Here is a 19,278-nt window from a genome sequence, read left to right on the forward strand (position 1 = left end):
ATTATTCCTCTTCGTAGGGTCATTAGTCATGAATATAACTACCGTCAATGGCAGCTCACGATATAAAGTAGTGAGTAACAACTCACGTATTATTTAGAGGGTGAGGATAAAAGAAGGTAAGTGTTATGAATAGCCACCTAATTCAATATTATCCATTTTATAGTTTTAGTGTAAAACTTAGATACCTTATGGTTAAGTTGGTGGTTGTGTTAAATTTGATAAGCTATAACACCTCAAATTTGATATACTACCTGTAGTAACTAATCAAAAAGTGTAAGATTTTCATTATTTTTCTGTGATATAGGGACTTCAAATTTGGCGAAAAGAACCTATTCTGTTCGGTATATTGCAGGTGAGCCCGCTAAACGTATTCAGCCGATGCCTGTTCATATGTTAGGTGAATCACTTCCAATCGGTTTACCACTATTTGCAGCGGGCGAAACTCTAGATGTGGTTACATGGAATATTTACAAACAGCAACGTCCAAATTGGAAACACACCCTTAACGAATTAGTGAAAGATAGAAAACTAATCTTGCTGCAAGAGGCTCAAATGTCACCTGAGCTAATATCTTTTGCGGCATCACATAAATTAATCGCTGATCAAGTACCTGCATTACCTTTCTCGCCTCACCCTGCTGGAGTGATGACTCTTGCAGCTTCACATCCGATATACTGCTGTCCTTTACGAGAAAAAGAGCCACTTTTACGGCTAGCTAAATCTGCACTGATTACGGTTTATCCGTTACCAAATGGAAAACATTTGATGGTAGCAAATGTGCATGCAATTAACTTCAGCTTTGGTGTGGATGTTTATACTCGGCAATTAAGTAAGCTGGGAATTCATATTGCTAAACATGTTGGCCCAGTGATCCTTGCGGGTGATTTTAATGCATGGAGCAGGCAACGAGTAAATGCATTAAAACGGTTTATTCGTAGTGTTGGTTTAAAAGAAATTGCATTTAATGATGATTACCGTACTAAGGCCTTTGGGCGCCCTTTAGATTACGTATTTTATCGTGGATTGAAGGTTAAAAACAGCATTGTACTACCAACAGATGCTTCTGATCATAACCCTATTATGACCAAATTTACGCTTTCTAAGTAATTAAGATTATCTCCCTTATTTTCCCTCGTATTTAATTGTAGATTCGATGAACTACTTTTATAGGGAATATCAGATTGAAATCATCGTTTTTATACATTCTTTTCTTTTTTGCACAAATAGCTAATGGGTCTAGCTTATTGTTGGCAAAACATGCTGAACAGTTGCCTCGTTTAGTTATTTATGACTCATCTTATCGACAAATTTCTTATCCAAATGGTGATGTGCCCGAACAATATGGTGTTTGTTCTGATGTAGTTATACGAAGCTACCGAAAAATTGGTATTGATTTACAAAAATTAGTACATGAAGACATGAAAGCAAACTTTAGCCAATATCCCAGCCAACGTATATGGGGATTACGTAAGCCAGATACAAATATTGATCATCGTCGCGTGCCTAATTTAGAGGCTTTTTTTTCACGTAAAGGGAAAAATAAGCCTATTTCAAAGAGTGCCAGTGATTATGTACCTGGCGATATTGTCTCATGGCGTTTAGATAATGGTCGGCCACATATCGGTGTTGTAACTTCGATAAAGTCACCAAGTACACAAAGTTATTTAGTTATGCACAATATAGGATATGGCCAAGTTGCTGAAGATGTTTTATTTCGTTGGGATATTGTTGGACATTATTCTTATTAAATAAAATTATTTTTATGTAATATAATTTCCATGATTATAATTTTTATAACTAACTTGTTCGTCAGGTTATATATATATAAGTGATTAGTTTTATTTATTGTTTTTTAAACTATACCCTAATTATTGTATTGGAATTAATTTTCTATGGACTATATTTATAACTGATGGGGATAGCGTATAAAACTTAATTAATTATATATACGGTGGTTAATGTAATGAAAAATATAATTATTGTTGGCGGTGGGACTGGTGGAACGATGCTAGCGAATACACTTGCCAGAAAATTGAGTAAAGAAATTTTTTCCAAAAAAATAAAAATAACATTAATTACTGATAATCCAATACATTACTATAAACCTGCATTTATGTATGTTGCCTTTAATCTCTTCTTTAAAGATGAATTAAGTCGCCTAGAAAGAGAGTTGTTAAGGCCTGAAATAGAGTTAGCTATTGATAAAATTGAGTACTTTGATTTTAAAAATAAAGCGCTAAACTCGAAGGATGGAAAAAAATATAATTATGATTTTCTTGTTATTGCGACAGGTTGTGTGCCTAAACCAGAGCGTATTGAAGGTTTAAAAGATATTGGTAATCATTTTTATGCTTATGAAGCATCAAGAAAGTTAGCTGACCAACTGGCTAAGATTGAAAAAGGTAGAGTTTTTATTACCGTATCATTCCCTGAAACGCCTAATGTACCTCATCAGTGTGGTATCGCACCGATGGAAACAACATTAATGATTGATGAGTTTTTACGTAAACGCCGAGTTAGGGATAATATTGAAATTGTTTATACCTATCCAACAGTTTCACAATTATTACGTAATTGTTTATTTATGCAACAACCTGTTTGTGAAGTTATTCCCGAAGTATTTACTGCTAAAAATATTAAAGCACAAAGAGGGTTTACTTTAGATAAAGTTGATCCAGATAAGAAGGTAGCTTATTCGAAAGAAGGGGATGACCAAAATTTCGACTTATTGATCAGTACTCCGCCAATTACCGCGGTTGAGGCAGTTATTAATACCGGATTAAGTGAGCATAATAATGGTGAAGGTTGGTTACCTACCGACCATGAAACTATGCAAGTTTATGGTGTTGATAGCGTTTATGTTATAGGTGATACCGTTGATTTACCGATCAGTAAAGCAGGTGGAAGTTGCCATAATCAAGCTGCAATTATAGCTGATAATATTTGCGGAGAATTAATTTATGGTTATCCTGCCGCTATTTATGATGGCCGAGTTCAAGCTGTTGCCCAAATGGGATTAACGGCAGGGATGCCTTTGCAATACGATTATAAACACGACGTTATTCCTACGCCTCCAACTAAATTAGGAGGATTACTAAGAAATGGTTTTAATAGAGGTATTTATTGGGCTGCTATTCGTGGTTTAGTTTAAGGAGTAAATCAAAATGTCGAATAATGAGAATCAAAGTAAACTAATTGAACTTCTTAATTCTGAATCAGGTGATCATTTCGCCGAAAAATTAGCCCCTTTATTACAGTTGAATCGTTTAGATAATATTGTTGATTTACTTTCTTTAATTTCTGACCTTATTGATATTACCGATAATAGCACTGTAGAGAAACTGGCAAACTCATTTGAGGATACTTTAGCGCCAGTCTGGGAGCTAGGTACTGCTTATAATATGGCCAAAATGGAAGAGAGATATAATAGTAAAAATCCAAATTTTCGTTCGGTGTATGTTTTATTAAAAGATCCAAATACATTACGTGGAATTAGTACCGTTTTACGAACCTTGCAAATAATGGGTTCTCGATTGTCTTCCCCACAAGAGGGATAATATTTCGGAGGTGGTATGATATTAGATAAATTGTATTCTTTTGATACGCGTGTAATACATAATTACTATGATGCAGCCGAAAATTTAGGATCACTCGCTTCTCCTATTTATCAAACGTCAACTTACGTATTTAACAATGTCGAAGAAGGGGCTGCCTGTTTTAGCGGTGAATTGAATGGTTATATTTATACTCGAATAAATAATCCAACATTGAGTTTGCTAGAAAAGCGATTGGCTGATTTAGAAGAGGGAGATGCAGCAATTGTATTTTCTTCAGGGATGGGGGCAATAACATCGACTCTTTGGACCTTACTGAGCCCAGGAGATGAGCTGTTAGTTGATATGACGGTTTATGGCTGCACATATGCATTCTTTCATCATGGGTTAGCTAAATTTGGCGTCAAAGTTCGTCACATTGATATGAGTGACCCAAATAATGTGGCACAGGAACTCACTGAAAAAACAAAGATGATATTTTTCGAGTCACCTGCAAACCCAAATATGCGCTTAGTTGACATTAATGCTGTGAGTAATATCGTTCATCAATATAACCTTGCAAATAACCAAGAAATATTGGTGACAGTAGATAATACCTATTGTACTCCTTACATTCAAAAACCACTTGAGCTTGGGGCGGATATCGTTGTTCATTCATTAACGAAATATATGAATGGGCATGGTGATGTGATGGCTGGCGCTGTTATAACAACTGAGGAATTAGCGAAGCAAATCAGATTGGTTGGCCTGAAAGATATGACTGGAGCATGTTTATCCCCTCATGATGCAAACCTGATATTGCGAGGAATGAAAACACTGCCAATCAGAATGGAAAGGGTGGTTGAGAATGCACAGAAAGTTGCAGAATATTTGGCTTCGTTATCTGAAGTTTCTCAGGTTATGTATCCAGGTTTACCGAGTTTTCCGCAATACTCATTAGCTCAAAAGCAGATGAAGCTACCCGGGGGAATGATTGCTTTTGAACTTAAAGGGGGACTTGAGGCGGGTAAGCAGTTTCTGAACCGTCTACAGCTATTTTCTTGTGCGGTTAGCTTAGGTGATTGTGAGTCATTGGCTCAGCACCCTGCAAGTATGACCCATTCTACTTACACTGCTGAGGAACGAAAACAGTATGGGATTAGTGATGGGCTTATTCGTTTATCAGTTGGGTTAGAAAGCGCTAATGATTTGATTGCCGATATTAAGCAAGCGCTCATTTGATACCACAATAGGTAACAAAAGGCCCTATATCATATAAATATAGGGCCTAAATTCACTTTACGAATACTTTAGTCGATTAAGATTTTTGAAATTTACGCATGACAAAGAAGGTGACGCTCAATATAGCGACCCATGCAAACCCGACGAGAAGGGCAACTTGTGTATCTTTAAAGAAGCCAAGTAGCGCGATAACAAAGACCATAAATGCAATAGTAATTGCAGGGCCAATCGGCCAAAATGGAACTGGGAATTTGATATTTTTAACTTCTTCAGCGCTCATTTGGCGACGCATTGCGACATGAGAAAGTAGGATCATTAACCAGACCCAAACAGTTGCAAAGGTTGCGATTGATGCAATAATCACAAAGATTTTTTCTGGAAGTAGGTAGTTCAAATACACGCCGAGTAACATTACCACGGACATCACCATCACAGTGACCCAAGGCACCCCACTTTTCGTTAATTTGGTAAAGACTTTTGGTGCCTGCTTGTCTTGAGCCATACCATACATCATACGACCAGCACCAAAAATGTCACTATTGATAGCTGAGACGGCTGCTGTGATCACCACGATATTTAAGATATTTGCCGCTGATTGAATACCTAAGCTATCAAAAATTTGGACGAATGGGCTGCCATTCTGACCAATTTGATTCCACGGATAGATGCACATCAGAATAAAAAGTGTTAACCCATAGAATAATAAAATACGAATGGGTACTGCATTGATTGCTTTAGGAATAGTTTTTTCTGGATTTTGTGCTTCACTGGCGGTAATACCGATCACTTCGATACCCCCAAAGGCGAACATTACGATAGCTAAGGATGCAATAACACCTTCAATACCGTTAGGCATAAAGCCACCGTGTTCCCAGAGATTTTGGATACCCACCGCATGGTCAGTTTCTTGGCCGAAACCGTAGAACATTAAGAAGGTACCACCAACAATCATTGCGATGATTGCGGAGACTTTCACGATAGACAGCCAAAATTCCATTTCACCGAAAATTTTAACATGGCATAAATTGAGCGCACCAATAAATAGCACGATACTTAATACCCATACCCATTGGTCAACATGTGGAAACCAGAACCCCATGTACATCCCGAAAGCGGTAATATCAGCCAAGCACACGACTAACATTTCAAATACGTAGTTCCAGCCAGTCAAAAAACCAGCGAGGGGGCCCATGTAATGGCTAGCGTAGTGAGAGAATGAACCGGGTACTGGGTGATGCACTGCCATCTCGCCTAAGGCTCGCATGACCATAAATACAGCGGCACCACCGACCATATAAGCGAGTAAAACTGCTGGGCCTGCCGCTTGAATGGCAGAAGCAGAACCATAAAATAAGCCGGTACCAATCGCTGACCCTAGAGCCATAAAGCGAATGTGCCGAACACTCAGCCCCTTTCTGAGTTGATTTTGTTCACTACTTTGCATGTCTTTTCCTGTCTTTTTCTTCGTTCGATATGTTGTTCCGAATATGCTTTCGGTATTGTTTATTCAGTCGGACGTACTTTATTGAACCCTAAGGTGGCTACATTATCACAAACTTCCTTGTTCGTGAGATAGATATCTGCAATATAATGCGTGCTTAGCTAACTATTTTAGGAGTGATATGAAATACCCAATTAATGAAATTTTCCAAACCATTCAGGGAGAGGGGGTTTTTACTGGTGTTCCTGCTGTGTTTATTCGTTTACAGGGCTGCCCAGTTGGATGTAGCTGGTGTGATACCAAACAAACATGGGAAAAAGAACAAGATAAAGAATCGACCCTAGGGGATATCGCACTTAAAACGATTGATTCAGATTTATGGGCCATGGCAAGCGGTGAGGCATTGATTCAATTAATGAAAGAAAAACACTTCAGCGCACAGCATATTGTTATTACCGGCGGTGAGCCTTGTATTTATGATTTACAGCCACTGACTGGGATATTAGAACAACACGGATATCAATGCCAAATTGAAACTAGCGGCACATACCCTATTCAATGCACAGATAACACATGGGTTACCGTATCACCAAAAGTCGGTATGAAAGGAGGGTTACAGGTGATCAGCCAAGCAGTAAATCGTGCTAATGAAATTAAGCATCCTGTTGCTCGCGAAAAAGATATTGAGGCTCTTGAGAAAATTTTAGCATTACGTACTGTCGAGCCCTCTCCATCAGTGGCATTGCAGCCAATTAGCCAAAAGGCGGCAGCAACAAAATTGTGTATTGCAACCTGCATTCAACGTAACTGGCGGTTATCGATTCAGACACATAAGTATTTGGATATTCAATAATAAAAATAGCGATAACGTAGCAGTAACCCCCAATAGCTGGAAAACGCTTATTGGGGGTCTTTAAATTATCTAAATGGTTGGTTTAATGGTACTTCAGGATCTGGCTCGTGAGTAATACGGTTACGTAAGTCACGGCGAATAATTTCAATAGACCAAAACCAAATTAAATGACCAAATATTTCTGACACATTCTCATACCATGGCAGGTCGAAAAGTGGAGGGGTGAGCCCCATTAGAGGGAATGAAATCATATGGACAAATAATTGCGCCAGTGCACCTGCTAACAACCCTTGCCATAGCTTAATTTTAGGGAATATTTCAGCAACAATGCAATACCCGACCGCAAACACGATAGAAAATATGATGTGAGTAACACCCACAGAGTTAAAAACGTGCCCAGCAAAGGTATAAACTGCAGAGTTAGGATCTGCAATTCCTAACCAATCTCTTAAGAAAATATAAGGTGGATTGAGGAAATTGCGTGAGCAGTCAATTTGTTCTGCTGCACGAATCAGTGTTTCAGGTGAACAAGCGGCATTAAACATATCCGTTGGACTTCTTGGGGGTAATGGAACTTCAGCGCCCCACTTGACAAACGAAGAGACAATACCTGCAATTAAACCGATAAATGCTGCCAGCCCATAGCGCCTTCTGGACTTAGGTGTTTGTTGAAATAGATTCATTTTCCCTGCCTTATTAAAAGTAAATAATGATAAATAATAGATCAGGTTATAATTTGATGCACTATGTCAAATAAATGTTTTTATATCCTTAATGTTAAGGGGGGAATATCAGCCACTGATTTATTGCCTTAATCTCGACCTTAATAACGTATGGATCTTTAGGATTTAGCCTGTAAAAGGCAGTCAGGAAGCTTTCTATACAGCGTTGGGCATTGATATTGGTGATGAGTGATGAGTCGAAAGTAAGGATATAGGGATTTAGCCCCTCATTTATGTTTAAAACCTATTAGGCTTGCCGCTAAGTCAGCGGTCTGAGGAGCGTGTATCCCTATGATAAATGGCTTTTTTAGTGCATTAACTTTTAAGCTTCTCCGCGATAGACGCAGCCTGCATTGCAGGTTTCTTTTACGGTAACCGCACTTAATAATGATAGTAAAGGCTTAGTTTGCTGCCAAATCCACTGGGCTAATACCTCACTCGTTGGGTTTTCTAACCCTTCTATATCATTTAAATAGTGATGGTCTAAGCGTTCCCAAATAGGCTTAAAAGCGGCTTTTACATCGGAGAAATCAATAATCCAACCACTATGTGAGTCGACTTCACCAGTGATTTCTAAACGCACCATGAAAGAATGGCCATGGAGTCGGCCACACTTATGACCCTCTGGTACATGAGGAAGTTTGTGGGCGGCTTCGAAAGTGAAATCTTTATAGATTGTTGTGCTCATATGTGGCTCCTTGTTGTGAATAAACAGCGTATTGTACTGCATTTTTAGGTGAAAATATCTTTAATTACTAAAATAGCGTTAACCGCTTTTATCAATATGATCCATCAGTTAATTGCTTTAGGCTTTTTAGTTATTAATTATGGCTATCGTTTCTTATCCCATTATCTAGGGTTGTTATAACCTAACGGCATACCCTATATGTTTCAGGTACTGCGGTATTTTTTGCTTTATTACCCTAATTATTTGGGGGAATGGGCAGGTATTAGGTTGTCGGTCTTTTCTGGGGTAATGACATGGCATCGTTTTTTTAAATCAAAGATGAATAACGCTGGGGTTACAAGATAATGACAAAAAAACAGCCGCCATTAGCGGCGCTGCCAATATCTGTTGAGCAATTAACACGTTTACAGACGGCCGTTGATGATTTTTCATCTCATCAACTCGCATGGCTTTCTGGGTATTTGTGGGGAGTGGTAAATCAAAATACGCAAGTTGATGCATCGGTCAGTACGCCTGCAGTTACGCAAGACACTATCACAATTATCTCAGCATCACAGACAGGAAATGCACGTCGCCTATCAGAGCAGCTCAGAGAGCGCTTGGTTGCTGAAAAAATTAGTGTGAATTTAGTAAATGCAGGGGATTATAAATTCAAGCAAATCAACCAAGAGAAAGTGTTGGTTATTGTAGCGTCAACGCAAGGTGAAGGGGAGCCCGCCGAAGAAGCGGTTGCATTGTATAAATACCTTCATTCTAAAAAAGCCCCTAATTTATCACAAACCCGCTATGCGGTTTTTGCGCTGGGAGATTCCTCTTACGAAAAATTTTGCCAGGCGGGTAAAGATTTCGATTCGCGACTTGCATCATTAGGGGCCGTATCGTTAACCGAGCGAATTGATGCCGATGTTGAGTATCAAGCGATTGCGAGTGAGTGGGTTGAAAACCTGACACAAATTTTAAAAGCTCGCGTTCCTGCTCAAAGTGATAGCCAATTATTGGCGACTCAAACAGGAAGTGTGAATGAAATTCATTCATCACCTTATAGTAAAACTGCGCCATTAACTGCGTCACTTCTGAGCAATCAAAAGATCACCAGTCGAGACTCGCAAAAAGATGTTCGCCATATTGAAATTGATCTCGGTGACTCTGGTTTACGTTATCAACCTGGTGACGCGCTAGGTATTTGGTTCGATAATGACCCTGCTTTAGTTGATGAGCTGGTGGCTTTGTTGTGGTTGCAAGGTGACGAAGAAGTCTTTATTGGTTCACAGCGCCATTCACTACGCGATGCGCTAATTTATCAATTAGAACTGACACAAAATACCCCAGTAATTGTTGAAAAATATGCTCAGTTGTCAAAAGATGATGCGTTGTTGTCATTGATTAGCGATAAAGCCGCTATTTTGCACTACGCACAAAATACGCCAATCGTCGATATGGTACGCCAAGCGGCATCTCAGCCTACTGCCCAAGAATTTGTTGACCTACTGCGTCCGCTAACCCCTCGTTTGTACTCGATTTCTTCTTCCCAATCTGAGGTAGAAAATGAAGTTCATGCAACGGTTGGGGTTGTCCGCTATGAGATTGATGGTAAGGCACGTACTGGTGGTGCATCAGGTTTCTTAGCTGACCGCTTAAATGAGGATGATGAACTTCGCATATTCATTGAACACAATGATAACTTCCGTCTTCCACAAGACCCAAATACACCTGTGATCATGATTGGCCCTGGCACCGGGATCGCGCCATTTCGTGCTTTCTTACAGCAGCGTGATAATGACGGTGCGACAGGGAAAAACTGGTTATTTTTTGGTAACCCACATTTTGTTGACGACTTTCTCTACCAGGTGGAATGGCAGCGCTATGTCAAAGACGGTTTATTAACCCATATTTCATTAGCATGGTCCCGCGACCAGCAAGAAAAAATCTATGTACAAGATAAACTTCGCGAACAAGGTGAAGAAGTATGGCAATGGTTACAAGAAGGTGCGCACATCTATGTATGTGGTGATGCAAACCGGATGGCCAAAGATGTCGAACAGGCATTATTAGATATCGTCAGCCAATACGGGAACATGGATAGTGAAGAAGCTGATGAATTTTTAAGTGAGCTGCGCGTAATGCGCCGTTATCAGAGGGATGTTTATTAATGAGCAATGAACAACAACAAAAGCCCTTAATTGTCGAAGGTAAACTTGCTGACAGTGAACGCATGAAGCAAAACAGTAATTACTTGCGTGGAACCATTAAGGATGACTTAAAAAATGGGTTAACGGGAGGTTTTGAGGGTGATAATTTCCTGTTGATTCGTTTTCACGGTATGTATCAACAAGATGACCGTGATATTCGTGCCGAGCGGGCAGAACAAAAACTCGAGCCTCGCCATGCAATGATGCTGCGTTGTCGTTTGCCGGGCGGCATAATTACGCCCAAGCAATGGCTTGATATTGATAAGTTTGCCACGGAGCATACGCTGTATGGCAGTGTGCGTATTACGAATCGGCAAACATTTCAGTTTCATGGCATCCTCAAAGGGGATGTAAAGCCTGCCCATCAAATGCTAAGTCATGTTGGTTTAGATGCCCTTGCAACGGCGAATGACGTTAACCGTAACGTGTTATGCACATCTAACCCTGTGCAATCCGAATTGCACCAACAAGCCTATGAATGGGCAAAGAAAATATCTGAACATTTATTACCGCGCACTAGCGCTTACGCGGAAATTTGGTTAGATAAAGAAAAGATAGTGACAACGGATGAAGAGCCAATTTTAGGGCAAACTTATTTGCCACGAAAATTTAAAACCTCAGTCGTGATCCCACCACTAAATGATGTGGACTTGCATGCAAATGATATGAACTTTGTCGCAATTGCCCAAAACGGTGAGTTGATTGGTTTTAACGTGCTGGTGGGTGGGGGCCTTGCTATGACTCATGGGGATACCACAACATTTCCTCGCTTAGCCAGTGAGTTTGGGTTTATTCCATTAGACAAAACATTAGCCATTGCAGAAGCGATAGTCACCACTCAACGGGATTGGGGCAATCGAACTGAACGTAAAAATGCAAAAACCAAATATACCCTTGAACGTGTAGGAGTCGATACTTTCAAAGCAGAGGTCGAAAGGCGCTCTGGTGTAACTTTTGAGCCCATTCAGCCTTATCAATTCACTGAACGTGGTGACAAAATTGGCTGGCTCAAAGGGATTGATAATCGCTGGCACTTAACATTGTTTATTGAAAATGGTCGATTAATTGATTTAGAAAATAAGCCATTAAAAACCGGTGTGGCCGAAATTGCGCGTATTCATCAAGGTGATTTTCGTTTAACGGCAAACCAAAACTTAATTGTCGCGGGGGTGCCTGAAAGTGAAAAAGCGGCAATTGAAGCGATTGCCAGATCTCATGGGTTAATGAGTGATGACATAACGGCGCAACGTGAAAACTCCATGGCTTGTGTATCATTTCCAACTTGCCCGCTCGCGATGGCGGAAGCCGAACGCTTTTTACCTGAATTTATTAGTCAGGTGGAAAGTATTATGGCCTCTCATCAAGTGGCCAATGAACATATCGTTTTGCGGATAACGGGTTGCCCTAATGGCTGTGGGCGAGCGATGTTGGCAGAGGTTGGGCTGGTCGGTAAAGCTATTGATAGATATAACTTACATTTAGGTGGAAATCGCATTGGTACTCGTATTCCACGCATGTATCGTGAAAATATTAGCAGTGCGGAAATTCTAACCATTTTAGATGAATTAATCGGTGACTGGGCAAAGGCACGCTTGCCTGACGAAGGGTTTGGCGATTTTCTTATTCGCACCAATGTCGTAAAACCGGTATTGAATTCAGCCATCGATTTTTATGAGGTAAAGGAGGCGGTATGAGTCGACTTGAGCTAGCAACACTCACCGCACTCGATAAGCCCCAACAAGTCGCTTATCTCGCGGAGTTTAATTCCCAGTTAGAAGCTATGAATGCATTGCAACGGGTTGAGTGGGCGATTGAATATTTACCCGCAGAGTTTGTGTTGTCTTCCAGCTTTGGTATCCAAGCGGCACTAACATTGCATATGGTGACGCAAATTGTGCCAAATATCCCAGTTATTTTAACGGATACCGGTTATTTGTTCCCAGAGACCTATCAATTTATTGAGGCGTTAACAGATAAGTTGAATTTAAATTTACAGGTGTATCGAGCAAAGCAGTCACCTGCTTGGCAAGAAGCGCTATATGGTCAACTTTGGACGCAAGGGCTTGATGGTATTGAGCGTTATAACCAATTGAATAAAGTTGAGCCAATGGAGCGCGCGTTACATGAATTACAGGCACAAACTTGGTTTTCAGGTTTACGGCGAGAGCAATCAGCAAGCCGCGCAAATTTGTCTGTGCTAGGTATCGGAAAAGGCATTTTTAAAGTTTTACCAGTGATTGATTGGAATAATAAGCAAGTTTATGAATATCTAACAAAATATGATTTGCCCTATCATCCTCTGTGGGAGCAAGGGTATTTATCGGTTGGTGATACCCATACAACTCGCAAATGGGAAGAGGGAATGAATGAAGAAGATACTCGTTTTTTTGGATTAAAGCGTGAATGCGGGCTGCATGAAAACTAAATACTCGTCATAATTCAAGCCGCAGCGTTGTTGGCTACGTGCATTCGCACTAGTCACATACTAGTGTATGCTCCTAGTGACTCATTTACTTGCCGCCTAGCTGCAACGTGAATTATTTAGAGTATTAATTTAGTCATAATTCAAGCCGCAGCGTTGTTGTCTACATGCAACTCGAATTATTTAGGGTATTGAATATAAGCAAATAATAACTAAATAAATAAAATATTTGTTTAATTACAAAGGAATACTTTTGTATTTAAAAAAGTATTTCAAGCTAATTATTAAATTAAATCAGTAATTAGTTAACTTGTTAAATTTAATCTAAGTTTTATTTTTTATTTGTATTTATCGATTTTCTATCAGGGTTGTGATGATTATTTGGCTTATTCCTTTCAGTTACAAGAAAGAGCTTTTTGTCATTTCAAACCTATTGTTTGAAGCCATATAGTCAATTTTATATTTCTTATAATCAGTTTATATAACGATGGGTGAGCAAGATGGATTATTTACCATTATTTGTCGATGTCCGCACGCGAAAGGTCGTGTTAATTGGCGGCGGTGTTGTCGCAGCACGAAAAGCAGAATTGCTAATAAAAGCACAAGCTGACTTAGTGATCATCTCACCGACGTTATGTATGCAGTTACAAGCGGAGCACCAACAAAATAAATTTGTTTGGTTAGCTGAAGATTACCAATCCATTCATTTAGATGATGCTTTTTTAGTTATCGCAGCAACAGATGATGCATTACTGAATGAAACCGTTTTCTATGACGCTAATGAACGGAAAGTATTCGTTAACGTGGTTGATGACCAGCCGTTATGTTCATTTATTGTACCTTCTATTATTGATCGTTCCCCGGTGATTGTGGCGATCTCTTCAGGAGGGACGGCACCTGTTTTGGCTCGTTTACTTAGAGAAAAACTGGAAACGATGCTACCAACTTCCTTGGGAAAAATGGCGGAAATAGCCGGCCGCTGGCGTCATAAAGTCAAAGAAACACTAACGAGTATGCGTGAAAGGAAGCGCTTCTGGGAAAAAAGTTTCAGTGGACGTTTTGCTTCGCTAGTTGAAAAAGGGCAATTCAGTGAAGCGGAACAACAATTGGAACGTCAATTGTATGAACCTGATAACCATGGCGAATTAACCTTAGTCGGTGCCGGTCCGGGAGATGCGGGGCTACTGACGTTAAAAGGGTTGCGAGTTTTACAAAGTGCAGAGGTGGTTTTGTATGACCATCTGGTGAGTGAAGAAATACTCGAACTAGTTCGTCGCGATGCTGACAAAATTTGTGTTGGGAAACGCGCAGGAAATCACAGTGTTTCCCAAGAAGAAACCAATGCTTTGATCGTGAAATTTGCTCAACAAGGTAAAAAAGTGGTGCGCCTGAAAGGTGGTGATCCTTTTGTGTTTGGGCGAGGGGGAGAAGAGCTACAAGTTGCGGCACAAGCGGGGATCCCATTTCAAGTGGTTCCTGGTGTAACAGCGGCGATTGGTGCAGCCGCTTACGCAGGGGTTCCGCTGACTCACCGCGAGCATTCACAGAGTATTACGTTTATTACAGGTCATTGTCGTGAAAATGGAATGGAACTTGATTGGCAGGCGCTTGCTCGAGGGAACCAAACGCTAGCTATCTATATGGGCACCGTAAAGGCCGCGAAAATCAGCGAACAGTTGATTCAATTCGGCCGTGCTGAAAATACCCCTGTTGCTGTTATCGGCTGTGGCACTCGGCGTGAACAAAAAGTAGTGACTGGCAAATTAAACGAGCTTGAAGTATTAGCACAGCAGGCACCCGCTCCTGCTTTGATAGTGGTTGGTGAAGTAGCTGCATTGCACCAACAACTCGCGTGGTTTGGTTCTCAAACCGAAGACATCAGATGGCGCAGTGCCGTATTGGAACTGGCTTAAGTAAGGGGCTATCGTGAACGACAAAAAATTGACTCATTTACAGCAGTTAGAGGCAGAAAGTATTCATATTATTCGTGAAGTTGCCGCCGAATTTGCTAACCCAGTCATGCTGTACTCTATTGGTAAAGATTCCTCTGTGATGCTCCATTTAGCACGCAAGGCATTTTATCCGGGAAAACTGCCATTTCCTCTCTTACATGTTGATACGGGGTGGAAATTTCGTGAAATGTACGAGTTTCGTGATGCAACAGCAGAAAAATACGGTTTTGAGCTACTTGTTCATCGTAACCCTGAAGGAGAAAAGCTGGGGATCAACCCGTTTGTACATGGCAGTGCTAAGCACACCGATATTATGAAAACTGAAGGCTTAAAGCAGGCTTTGGATAAATATGGTTTTGATGCTGCATTTGGCGGTGCTCGTCGTGATGAAGAGAAATCACGCGCAAAAGAGCGGATCTACTCTTTTCGTGACCGATCTCATCGTTGGGACCCTAAAAACCAGCGGCCTGAGCTGTGGCATAACTATAATGGGCAGGTCAATAAAGGGGAAAGTATTCGTGTTTTCCCACTATCAAATTGGACAGAACTCGATATTTGGCAATATATCTATTTGGAAAACATCGATATTGTTCCCCTGTATTTTGCAAAAGAACGGCCAGTTATTCAGCGGGACGGTACTTTGTTAATGGTGGATGATAACCGTATTGACCTACAAGCGGGTGAAGTCATTAGTCAGCAAAAAGTGCGTTTTAGAACATTAGGTTGTTGGCCACTGACGGGAGCTGTGCCATCAGAAGCACAAACGCTGCCTGAGATTATAGAAGAAATGTTGATTTCTACGACGAGTGAGCGACAGGGGCGGCTGATTGATAGCGACCAATCCGCTTCGATGGAGTTGAAAAAGCGCCAAGGTTATTTTTAGTGGGCAAGGTTAATACGCAAAGTCAGGAGAAAAATCATGGCACAAGCCGTTTATAATGAATCAATCGCTCATCAAATTGAACAGCAAGGTGGTGTAGAACCTTATTTATTGGCGCAGCAACATAAAGGATTATTACGCTTTTTAACCTGCGGTAATGTGGATGATGGTAAAAGTACCTTAATCGGCCGTTTACTGCATGATACTCGCCAAATTTACCAAGACCAACTGTCAACTTTGCAAAGTGATAGTAAGCGGATAGGGACTCAAGGGGAAAAACTTGACCTTGCTCTGCTGGTGGATGGCCTTGCTGCTGAACGTGAGCAGGGGATCACCATCGATGTGGCTTATCGTTATTTTTCAACAGAAAAGCGCAAATTTATTATTGCGGACACCCCCGGCCATGAGCAATATACGCGCAATATGGCGACAGGGGCATCAACTTGCTCACTTTCTATTTTGTTGATCGATGCTCGAAAAGGGGTACAGGAACAAACGCGTCGCCATAGTTTTATTAGTACATTGCTTGGGATCCGCCATATTATTGTTGCCGTCAATAAAATGGATCTGGTGGATTACAGTGAAGCCATTTTTGAAAAAATAAAGCAGGATTACCAAAAGTTTGCAATGGAGTTGCCTGTGGATTTAACGGTCTGGTTTGTACCGATCTCAGCCCTAGATGGCGATAATATTGTAAATGCTAGCGATAATTTTAAGTGGTATCAAGGTGATACGCTATTATCGATATTAGAAAATGTTCAAGTGGAACAAAAAGCTTCGGAGCAAGCTTTGCGTTTCCCTGTGCAATATGTGAACCGCCCAAATTTAGACTTTCGCGGATACAGCGGGACATTATCAGCAGGGATCGTGGAAGTGGGTCAAAAGGTCAAAGTGTTGCCATCAGGCGCCACTTCAGCAATTAAAGAAATTGTGACTTTTTCAGGGGAACAAGATTTTGCTATACCGGGGGAAGCGATTACATTAGTACTTGAGGATGAAATTGATATTAGTCGTGGCGACTTAATTGTTGCACAAGATGAAACCTTACAAACGACGCAGCATGCTTCTGTCGATGTCGTGTGGATGTCTGAACAGCCATTAGTTCAAGGCCAACAACTTGATATTAAAATTGCGGGAAAACGCAGTCGAGCAAAAGTAGAAAATATTCAATACCAAGTTGATATCAATAATTTAACCCAGAAAGTAGCGACAGAGCTGCCGTTGAATGGGATTGGTTTAGTCGAGTTTTCCTTTGATGAGCCATTGTTACTGGAAAACTACCAACGCAATGCAGACACTGGTGGAATGATTTTTATTGATAGGCTCACAAATGTGACGGTTGGCGCGGGTTTAGTCCGCGAAACACAAGCCCCTGTTTTTGATCAACCCAGTGATTTTAGTGAATTTGAAATTGAGCTAAACAAATTAGTACGCCGCCATTTCCCACATTGGGGTGCGCGTGATGTATTGGGTGGGAAATAATACGGATGACAAAAGAAAACCATATTGTTTGGCACCAACATCAAGTAACTCGCCAATTACGTGAAAGTAATAATGGCCATAAAGGTGCTGTGTTGTGGTTCACCGGGTTATCAGGTTCTGGGAAATCGACATTAGCAGGGGCAATAGAGCACCAATTGACGTCCATGGGAATGAAAACCTATTTATTGGATGGCGATAATATTCGCCATGGTTTATGCCGTGATTTAGGGTTTAATGAGGCCGATAGGCAAGAAAATATTCGTCGAGTGGGGGAGGTGGCGAAGTTAATGGTTGATGCAGGGTTAATTGTTGCGACCGCATTTATTTCGCCTTTCCAAGCGGATAGACAAAAAGTTCGTGATTTATTTGAACCTGAGCAATTTTTTGAGTTGTACGTGGATACCCCCGTAAGTATTTGTGAACAGCGAGACCCCAAGGGGTTATATCAACAAGCACGGGAAGGAAAAATAAAACAATTCACGGGGATTGATTCCCCTTATGAAATACCTCAAAACCCTGAGCTGCATCTGGATGGACAACAACCCATTTCGGATTCCCTTTCCCAAATCATTGCGCTTTTATTGCGCAATCATGTCATTCAGCTAGATTATTAATACAGCTTAAATACCTCCTTTATTTTATCTGATGGTAAAATAAGGCGGTATTTTGCGTATTCAAACCCGACTTAATCTGACTTTTTAGCACAATTTTAGTATCACAGTAGCGTCAATCGTTGAGTTATGGGATGATTAGCAAATCATTTCAGGGGGCAAGATGGGTAAATTAACGCTACTATTAATTGCGATATTAGCTTGGTTACAGTATTCCTTATGGTTAGGCAAAAATGGCATACATGACTACGTACAAGTCAAAGATGATGTCGCCGCTCAGGAAATTGTAAATTCGCGCTTAAAAATGCGTAATGAACAGCTATTCGCTGAAATCAACGACTTAAATGATGGCCAAGATGCGATTGAAGAACGAGCCCGAACAGAGCTTGGGATGATCAAACCTGGAGAGTCATTTTATCGAATGGTTAAAGAAAGTAATAACCAGAAATAGACACAATAATATGATGTCAAAATAGTATACCCATTAGCCTGATAATTTCTGATGTAAGAATTCAACAATGACAAATCCAAACCATGCCCCACAAAATAATCTTCCGCGAATTGTTGCACTGATTCCTGCTGCTGGGGTAGGTAGCCGTATGAATGCAGAGTGCCCAAAACAATACTTGCAGGTTGCAGGTAAAACAATCATTGAGCACACCATCAGCGCATTGCTAGAAAATGATAAAGTGCAAGAAATTGTGGTTGCGTTGAGTGCGGAAGATGATTATTTTCAACAACTTGAAATTTCTAATGACCCTCGAGTGACGACGGTTATTGGTGGCAAAGAACGCGCCGATTCAGTATTAGCGGGACTGGATTTTTTAATTGCTAATCCCCAATTTTCAGATTGCTGGGTATTAGTGCACGATGCAGCGCGTCCCTGCCTTCATCAATCAGATTTAAATGAAATTATTCAATTAGCAGCGGAACAAAATTGTTGTGGTGGGATCCTCGCTGCCCCAGTGCGTGATACCATGAAACGTAGTTCAACAGCCAACCAATTAATTGACCATACCGTTGAACGTGAAGCGTTATGGCATGCCCTTACACCACAATTTTTTCCGTTAATATTATTACGGGATTGTCTAAGTAAAGCCTTGAAAGAAAACGCAGTGATCACCGATGAAGCTTCTGCGCTAGAATATTGCGGCCACCAACCTGTGTTAGTTGCTGGCCGCGCTGATAATTTAAAAGTGACGCGCCCAGAAGACCTCACTTTAGCGGAATTTTATCTTTCAAGAATGAACAACTAAGGAAAAA

At 40.7% G+C, this 19,278-nt stretch carries 18 protein-coding genes; 15 read left to right on the forward strand and 3 right to left on the reverse strand.

What is annotated here, in order from left to right:
* Positions 1-315 precede the first annotated feature (315 nt).
* The 5 genes from PR767_RS18265 (at position 316) to megL (ending at position 4,775) form a co-directional block, all read left to right on the forward strand.
* The gene (locus PR767_RS18265) at positions 316-1,107 is read left to right on the forward strand and encodes an endonuclease/exonuclease/phosphatase family protein (protein ID WP_004913919.1); all 792 of its coding nucleotides are present in this window, start codon (positions 316-318) and stop codon (positions 1,105-1,107) included.
* 95 nt (positions 1,108-1,202) lie between these two features.
* Positions 1,203-1,748 carry a DUF1287 domain-containing protein gene (locus PR767_RS18270; RefSeq protein ID WP_375372867.1) on the forward strand — a complete coding sequence of 182 codons (546 nt, stop codon included), beginning with the start codon at positions 1,203-1,205 and terminating at the stop codon, positions 1,746-1,748.
* 215 nt (positions 1,749-1,963) lie between these two features.
* Positions 1,964-3,151, forward strand: a complete 1,188-nt coding sequence (locus tag PR767_RS18275) for an NAD(P)/FAD-dependent oxidoreductase (protein WP_272520723.1) — start codon at positions 1,964-1,966, stop codon at positions 3,149-3,151.
* A 13-nt stretch (positions 3,152-3,164) separates the two neighbouring features.
* Positions 3,165-3,557, forward strand: coding sequence for a hypothetical protein (locus PR767_RS18280; RefSeq protein ID WP_272520724.1), 393 nt, complete (start codon positions 3,165-3,167; stop codon positions 3,555-3,557).
* A gap of 15 nt (positions 3,558-3,572) precedes the next feature.
* On the forward strand, positions 3,573-4,775 hold the full coding sequence (megL, locus tag PR767_RS18285) for a methionine gamma-lyase (RefSeq protein ID WP_272520725.1): 1,203 nt from the start codon (positions 3,573-3,575) through the stop codon (positions 4,773-4,775).
* Between the two features lie 76 nt (positions 4,776-4,851).
* Here the strand turns inward: megL and PR767_RS18290 are convergent, their stop codons facing one another.
* The gene (locus PR767_RS18290; RefSeq protein ID WP_198641343.1) at positions 4,852-6,219 is read right to left on the reverse strand and encodes an amino acid permease; all 1,368 of its coding nucleotides are present in this window, start codon (positions 6,217-6,219) and stop codon (positions 4,852-4,854) included.
* 178 nt (positions 6,220-6,397) lie between these two features.
* Between PR767_RS18290 and queE the strand changes: the two genes are divergently transcribed.
* Complete coding sequence (queE, locus tag PR767_RS18295; RefSeq protein WP_109911999.1) at positions 6,398-7,069, forward strand: 7-carboxy-7-deazaguanine synthase QueE; 672 nt, start codon at positions 6,398-6,400, stop codon at positions 7,067-7,069.
* A 65-nt stretch (positions 7,070-7,134) separates the two neighbouring features.
* Here queE and PR767_RS18300 read toward each other — a convergent pair whose 3' ends face one another.
* Positions 7,135-7,752 carry a YagU family protein gene (locus PR767_RS18300; protein WP_004913904.1) on the reverse strand — a complete coding sequence of 206 codons (618 nt, stop codon included), beginning with the start codon at positions 7,750-7,752 and terminating at the stop codon, positions 7,135-7,137.
* Positions 7,753-8,113: 361 nt separating this feature from the next.
* On the reverse strand, positions 8,114-8,479 hold the full coding sequence (gene queD / locus PR767_RS18305; protein ID WP_272520726.1) for a 6-carboxytetrahydropterin synthase QueD: 366 nt from the start codon (positions 8,477-8,479) through the stop codon (positions 8,114-8,116).
* Between the two features lie 344 nt (positions 8,480-8,823).
* Here queD and cysJ point away from each other — a divergent pair, with 344 nt between their 5' ends.
* The 9 genes from cysJ (at position 8,824) to ispD (ending at position 19,271) form a co-directional block, all read left to right on the forward strand.
* Positions 8,824-10,629, forward strand: coding sequence for an NADPH-dependent assimilatory sulfite reductase flavoprotein subunit (cysJ, locus tag PR767_RS18310; protein WP_272520727.1), 1,806 nt, complete (start codon positions 8,824-8,826; stop codon positions 10,627-10,629).
* Complete coding sequence (gene cysI / locus PR767_RS18315) at positions 10,629-12,362, forward strand: assimilatory sulfite reductase (NADPH) hemoprotein subunit (RefSeq protein ID WP_272520728.1); 1,734 nt, start codon at positions 10,629-10,631, stop codon at positions 12,360-12,362. The genes cysJ and cysI overlap by 1 nt, the downstream gene beginning before the upstream one ends.
* Positions 12,359-13,093, forward strand: a complete 735-nt coding sequence (gene cysH / locus PR767_RS18320) for a phosphoadenosine phosphosulfate reductase (protein ID WP_110732230.1) — start codon at positions 12,359-12,361, stop codon at positions 13,091-13,093. Before cysI ends, cysH begins: the two co-directional genes overlap by 4 nt.
* 497 nt (positions 13,094-13,590) lie before the next feature.
* On the forward strand, positions 13,591-15,003 hold the full coding sequence (gene cysG / locus PR767_RS18325) for a siroheme synthase CysG (protein WP_248445561.1): 1,413 nt from the start codon (positions 13,591-13,593) through the stop codon (positions 15,001-15,003).
* A gap of 13 nt (positions 15,004-15,016) precedes the next feature.
* Positions 15,017-15,925, forward strand: coding sequence for a sulfate adenylyltransferase subunit CysD (gene cysD / locus PR767_RS18330; protein ID WP_004913887.1), 909 nt, complete (start codon positions 15,017-15,019; stop codon positions 15,923-15,925).
* 36 nt (positions 15,926-15,961) lie between these two features.
* Positions 15,962-17,404 carry a sulfate adenylyltransferase subunit CysN gene (cysN, locus tag PR767_RS18335; protein WP_272520729.1) on the forward strand — a complete coding sequence of 481 codons (1,443 nt, stop codon included), beginning with the start codon at positions 15,962-15,964 and terminating at the stop codon, positions 17,402-17,404.
* 5 nt (positions 17,405-17,409) lie between these two features.
* The gene (gene cysC, locus PR767_RS18340) at positions 17,410-18,018 is read left to right on the forward strand and encodes an adenylyl-sulfate kinase (RefSeq protein ID WP_109912005.1); all 609 of its coding nucleotides are present in this window, start codon (positions 17,410-17,412) and stop codon (positions 18,016-18,018) included.
* A 160-nt stretch (positions 18,019-18,178) separates the two neighbouring features.
* On the forward strand, positions 18,179-18,466 hold the full coding sequence (ftsB, locus tag PR767_RS18345) for a cell division protein FtsB (protein ID WP_004260736.1): 288 nt from the start codon (positions 18,179-18,181) through the stop codon (positions 18,464-18,466).
* Positions 18,467-18,533: 67 nt separating this feature from the next.
* Complete coding sequence (gene ispD / locus PR767_RS18350) at positions 18,534-19,271, forward strand: 2-C-methyl-D-erythritol 4-phosphate cytidylyltransferase (protein WP_004913881.1); 738 nt, start codon at positions 18,534-18,536, stop codon at positions 19,269-19,271.
* Positions 19,272-19,278: the final 7 nt, after the last annotated feature.

This window comes from Providencia sp. PROV223 (assembly GCF_028479245.1).
In the GTDB taxonomy this organism is placed as follows: domain Bacteria; phylum Pseudomonadota; class Gammaproteobacteria; order Enterobacterales; family Enterobacteriaceae; genus Providencia; species Providencia rettgeri.

Bases quoted from the DNA above. Each gene is read 5' to 3' on its own strand.
- PR767_RS18300 (WP_004913904.1), bottom strand. From the start codon at position 7,752: ATGAATCTATTTCAACAAACACCTAAGTCCAGAAGGCGCTATGGGCTG.
- megL (WP_272520725.1), top strand. From the start codon at position 3,573: ATGATATTAGATAAATTGTATTCTTTTGATACGCGTGTAATACATAAT.
- cysJ (WP_272520727.1), top strand. From the start codon at position 8,824: ATGACAAAAAAACAGCCGCCATTAGCGGCGCTGCCAATATCTGTTGAG.
- cysN (WP_272520729.1), top strand. From the start codon at position 15,962: ATGGCACAAGCCGTTTATAATGAATCAATCGCTCATCAAATTGAACAG.
- queE (WP_109911999.1), top strand. From the start codon at position 6,398: ATGAAATACCCAATTAATGAAATTTTCCAAACCATTCAGGGAGAGGGG.
- queD (WP_272520726.1), bottom strand. From the start codon at position 8,479: ATGAGCACAACAATCTATAAAGATTTCACTTTCGAAGCCGCCCACAAA.
- cysC (WP_109912005.1), top strand. From the start codon at position 17,410: ATGACAAAAGAAAACCATATTGTTTGGCACCAACATCAAGTAACTCGC.
- ftsB (WP_004260736.1), top strand. From the start codon at position 18,179: ATGGGTAAATTAACGCTACTATTAATTGCGATATTAGCTTGGTTACAG.
- cysI (WP_272520728.1), top strand. From the start codon at position 10,629: ATGAGCAATGAACAACAACAAAAGCCCTTAATTGTCGAAGGTAAACTT.
- cysG (WP_248445561.1), top strand. From the start codon at position 13,591: ATGGATTATTTACCATTATTTGTCGATGTCCGCACGCGAAAGGTCGTG.
- PR767_RS18290 (WP_198641343.1), bottom strand. From the start codon at position 6,219: ATGCAAAGTAGTGAACAAAATCAACTCAGAAAGGGGCTGAGTGTTCGG.
- PR767_RS18275 (WP_272520723.1), top strand. From the start codon at position 1,964: ATGAAAAATATAATTATTGTTGGCGGTGGGACTGGTGGAACGATGCTA.
- cysH (WP_110732230.1), top strand. From the start codon at position 12,359: ATGAGTCGACTTGAGCTAGCAACACTCACCGCACTCGATAAGCCCCAA.
- PR767_RS18280 (WP_272520724.1), top strand. From the start codon at position 3,165: ATGTCGAATAATGAGAATCAAAGTAAACTAATTGAACTTCTTAATTCT.
- ispD (WP_004913881.1), top strand. From the start codon at position 18,534: ATGACAAATCCAAACCATGCCCCACAAAATAATCTTCCGCGAATTGTT.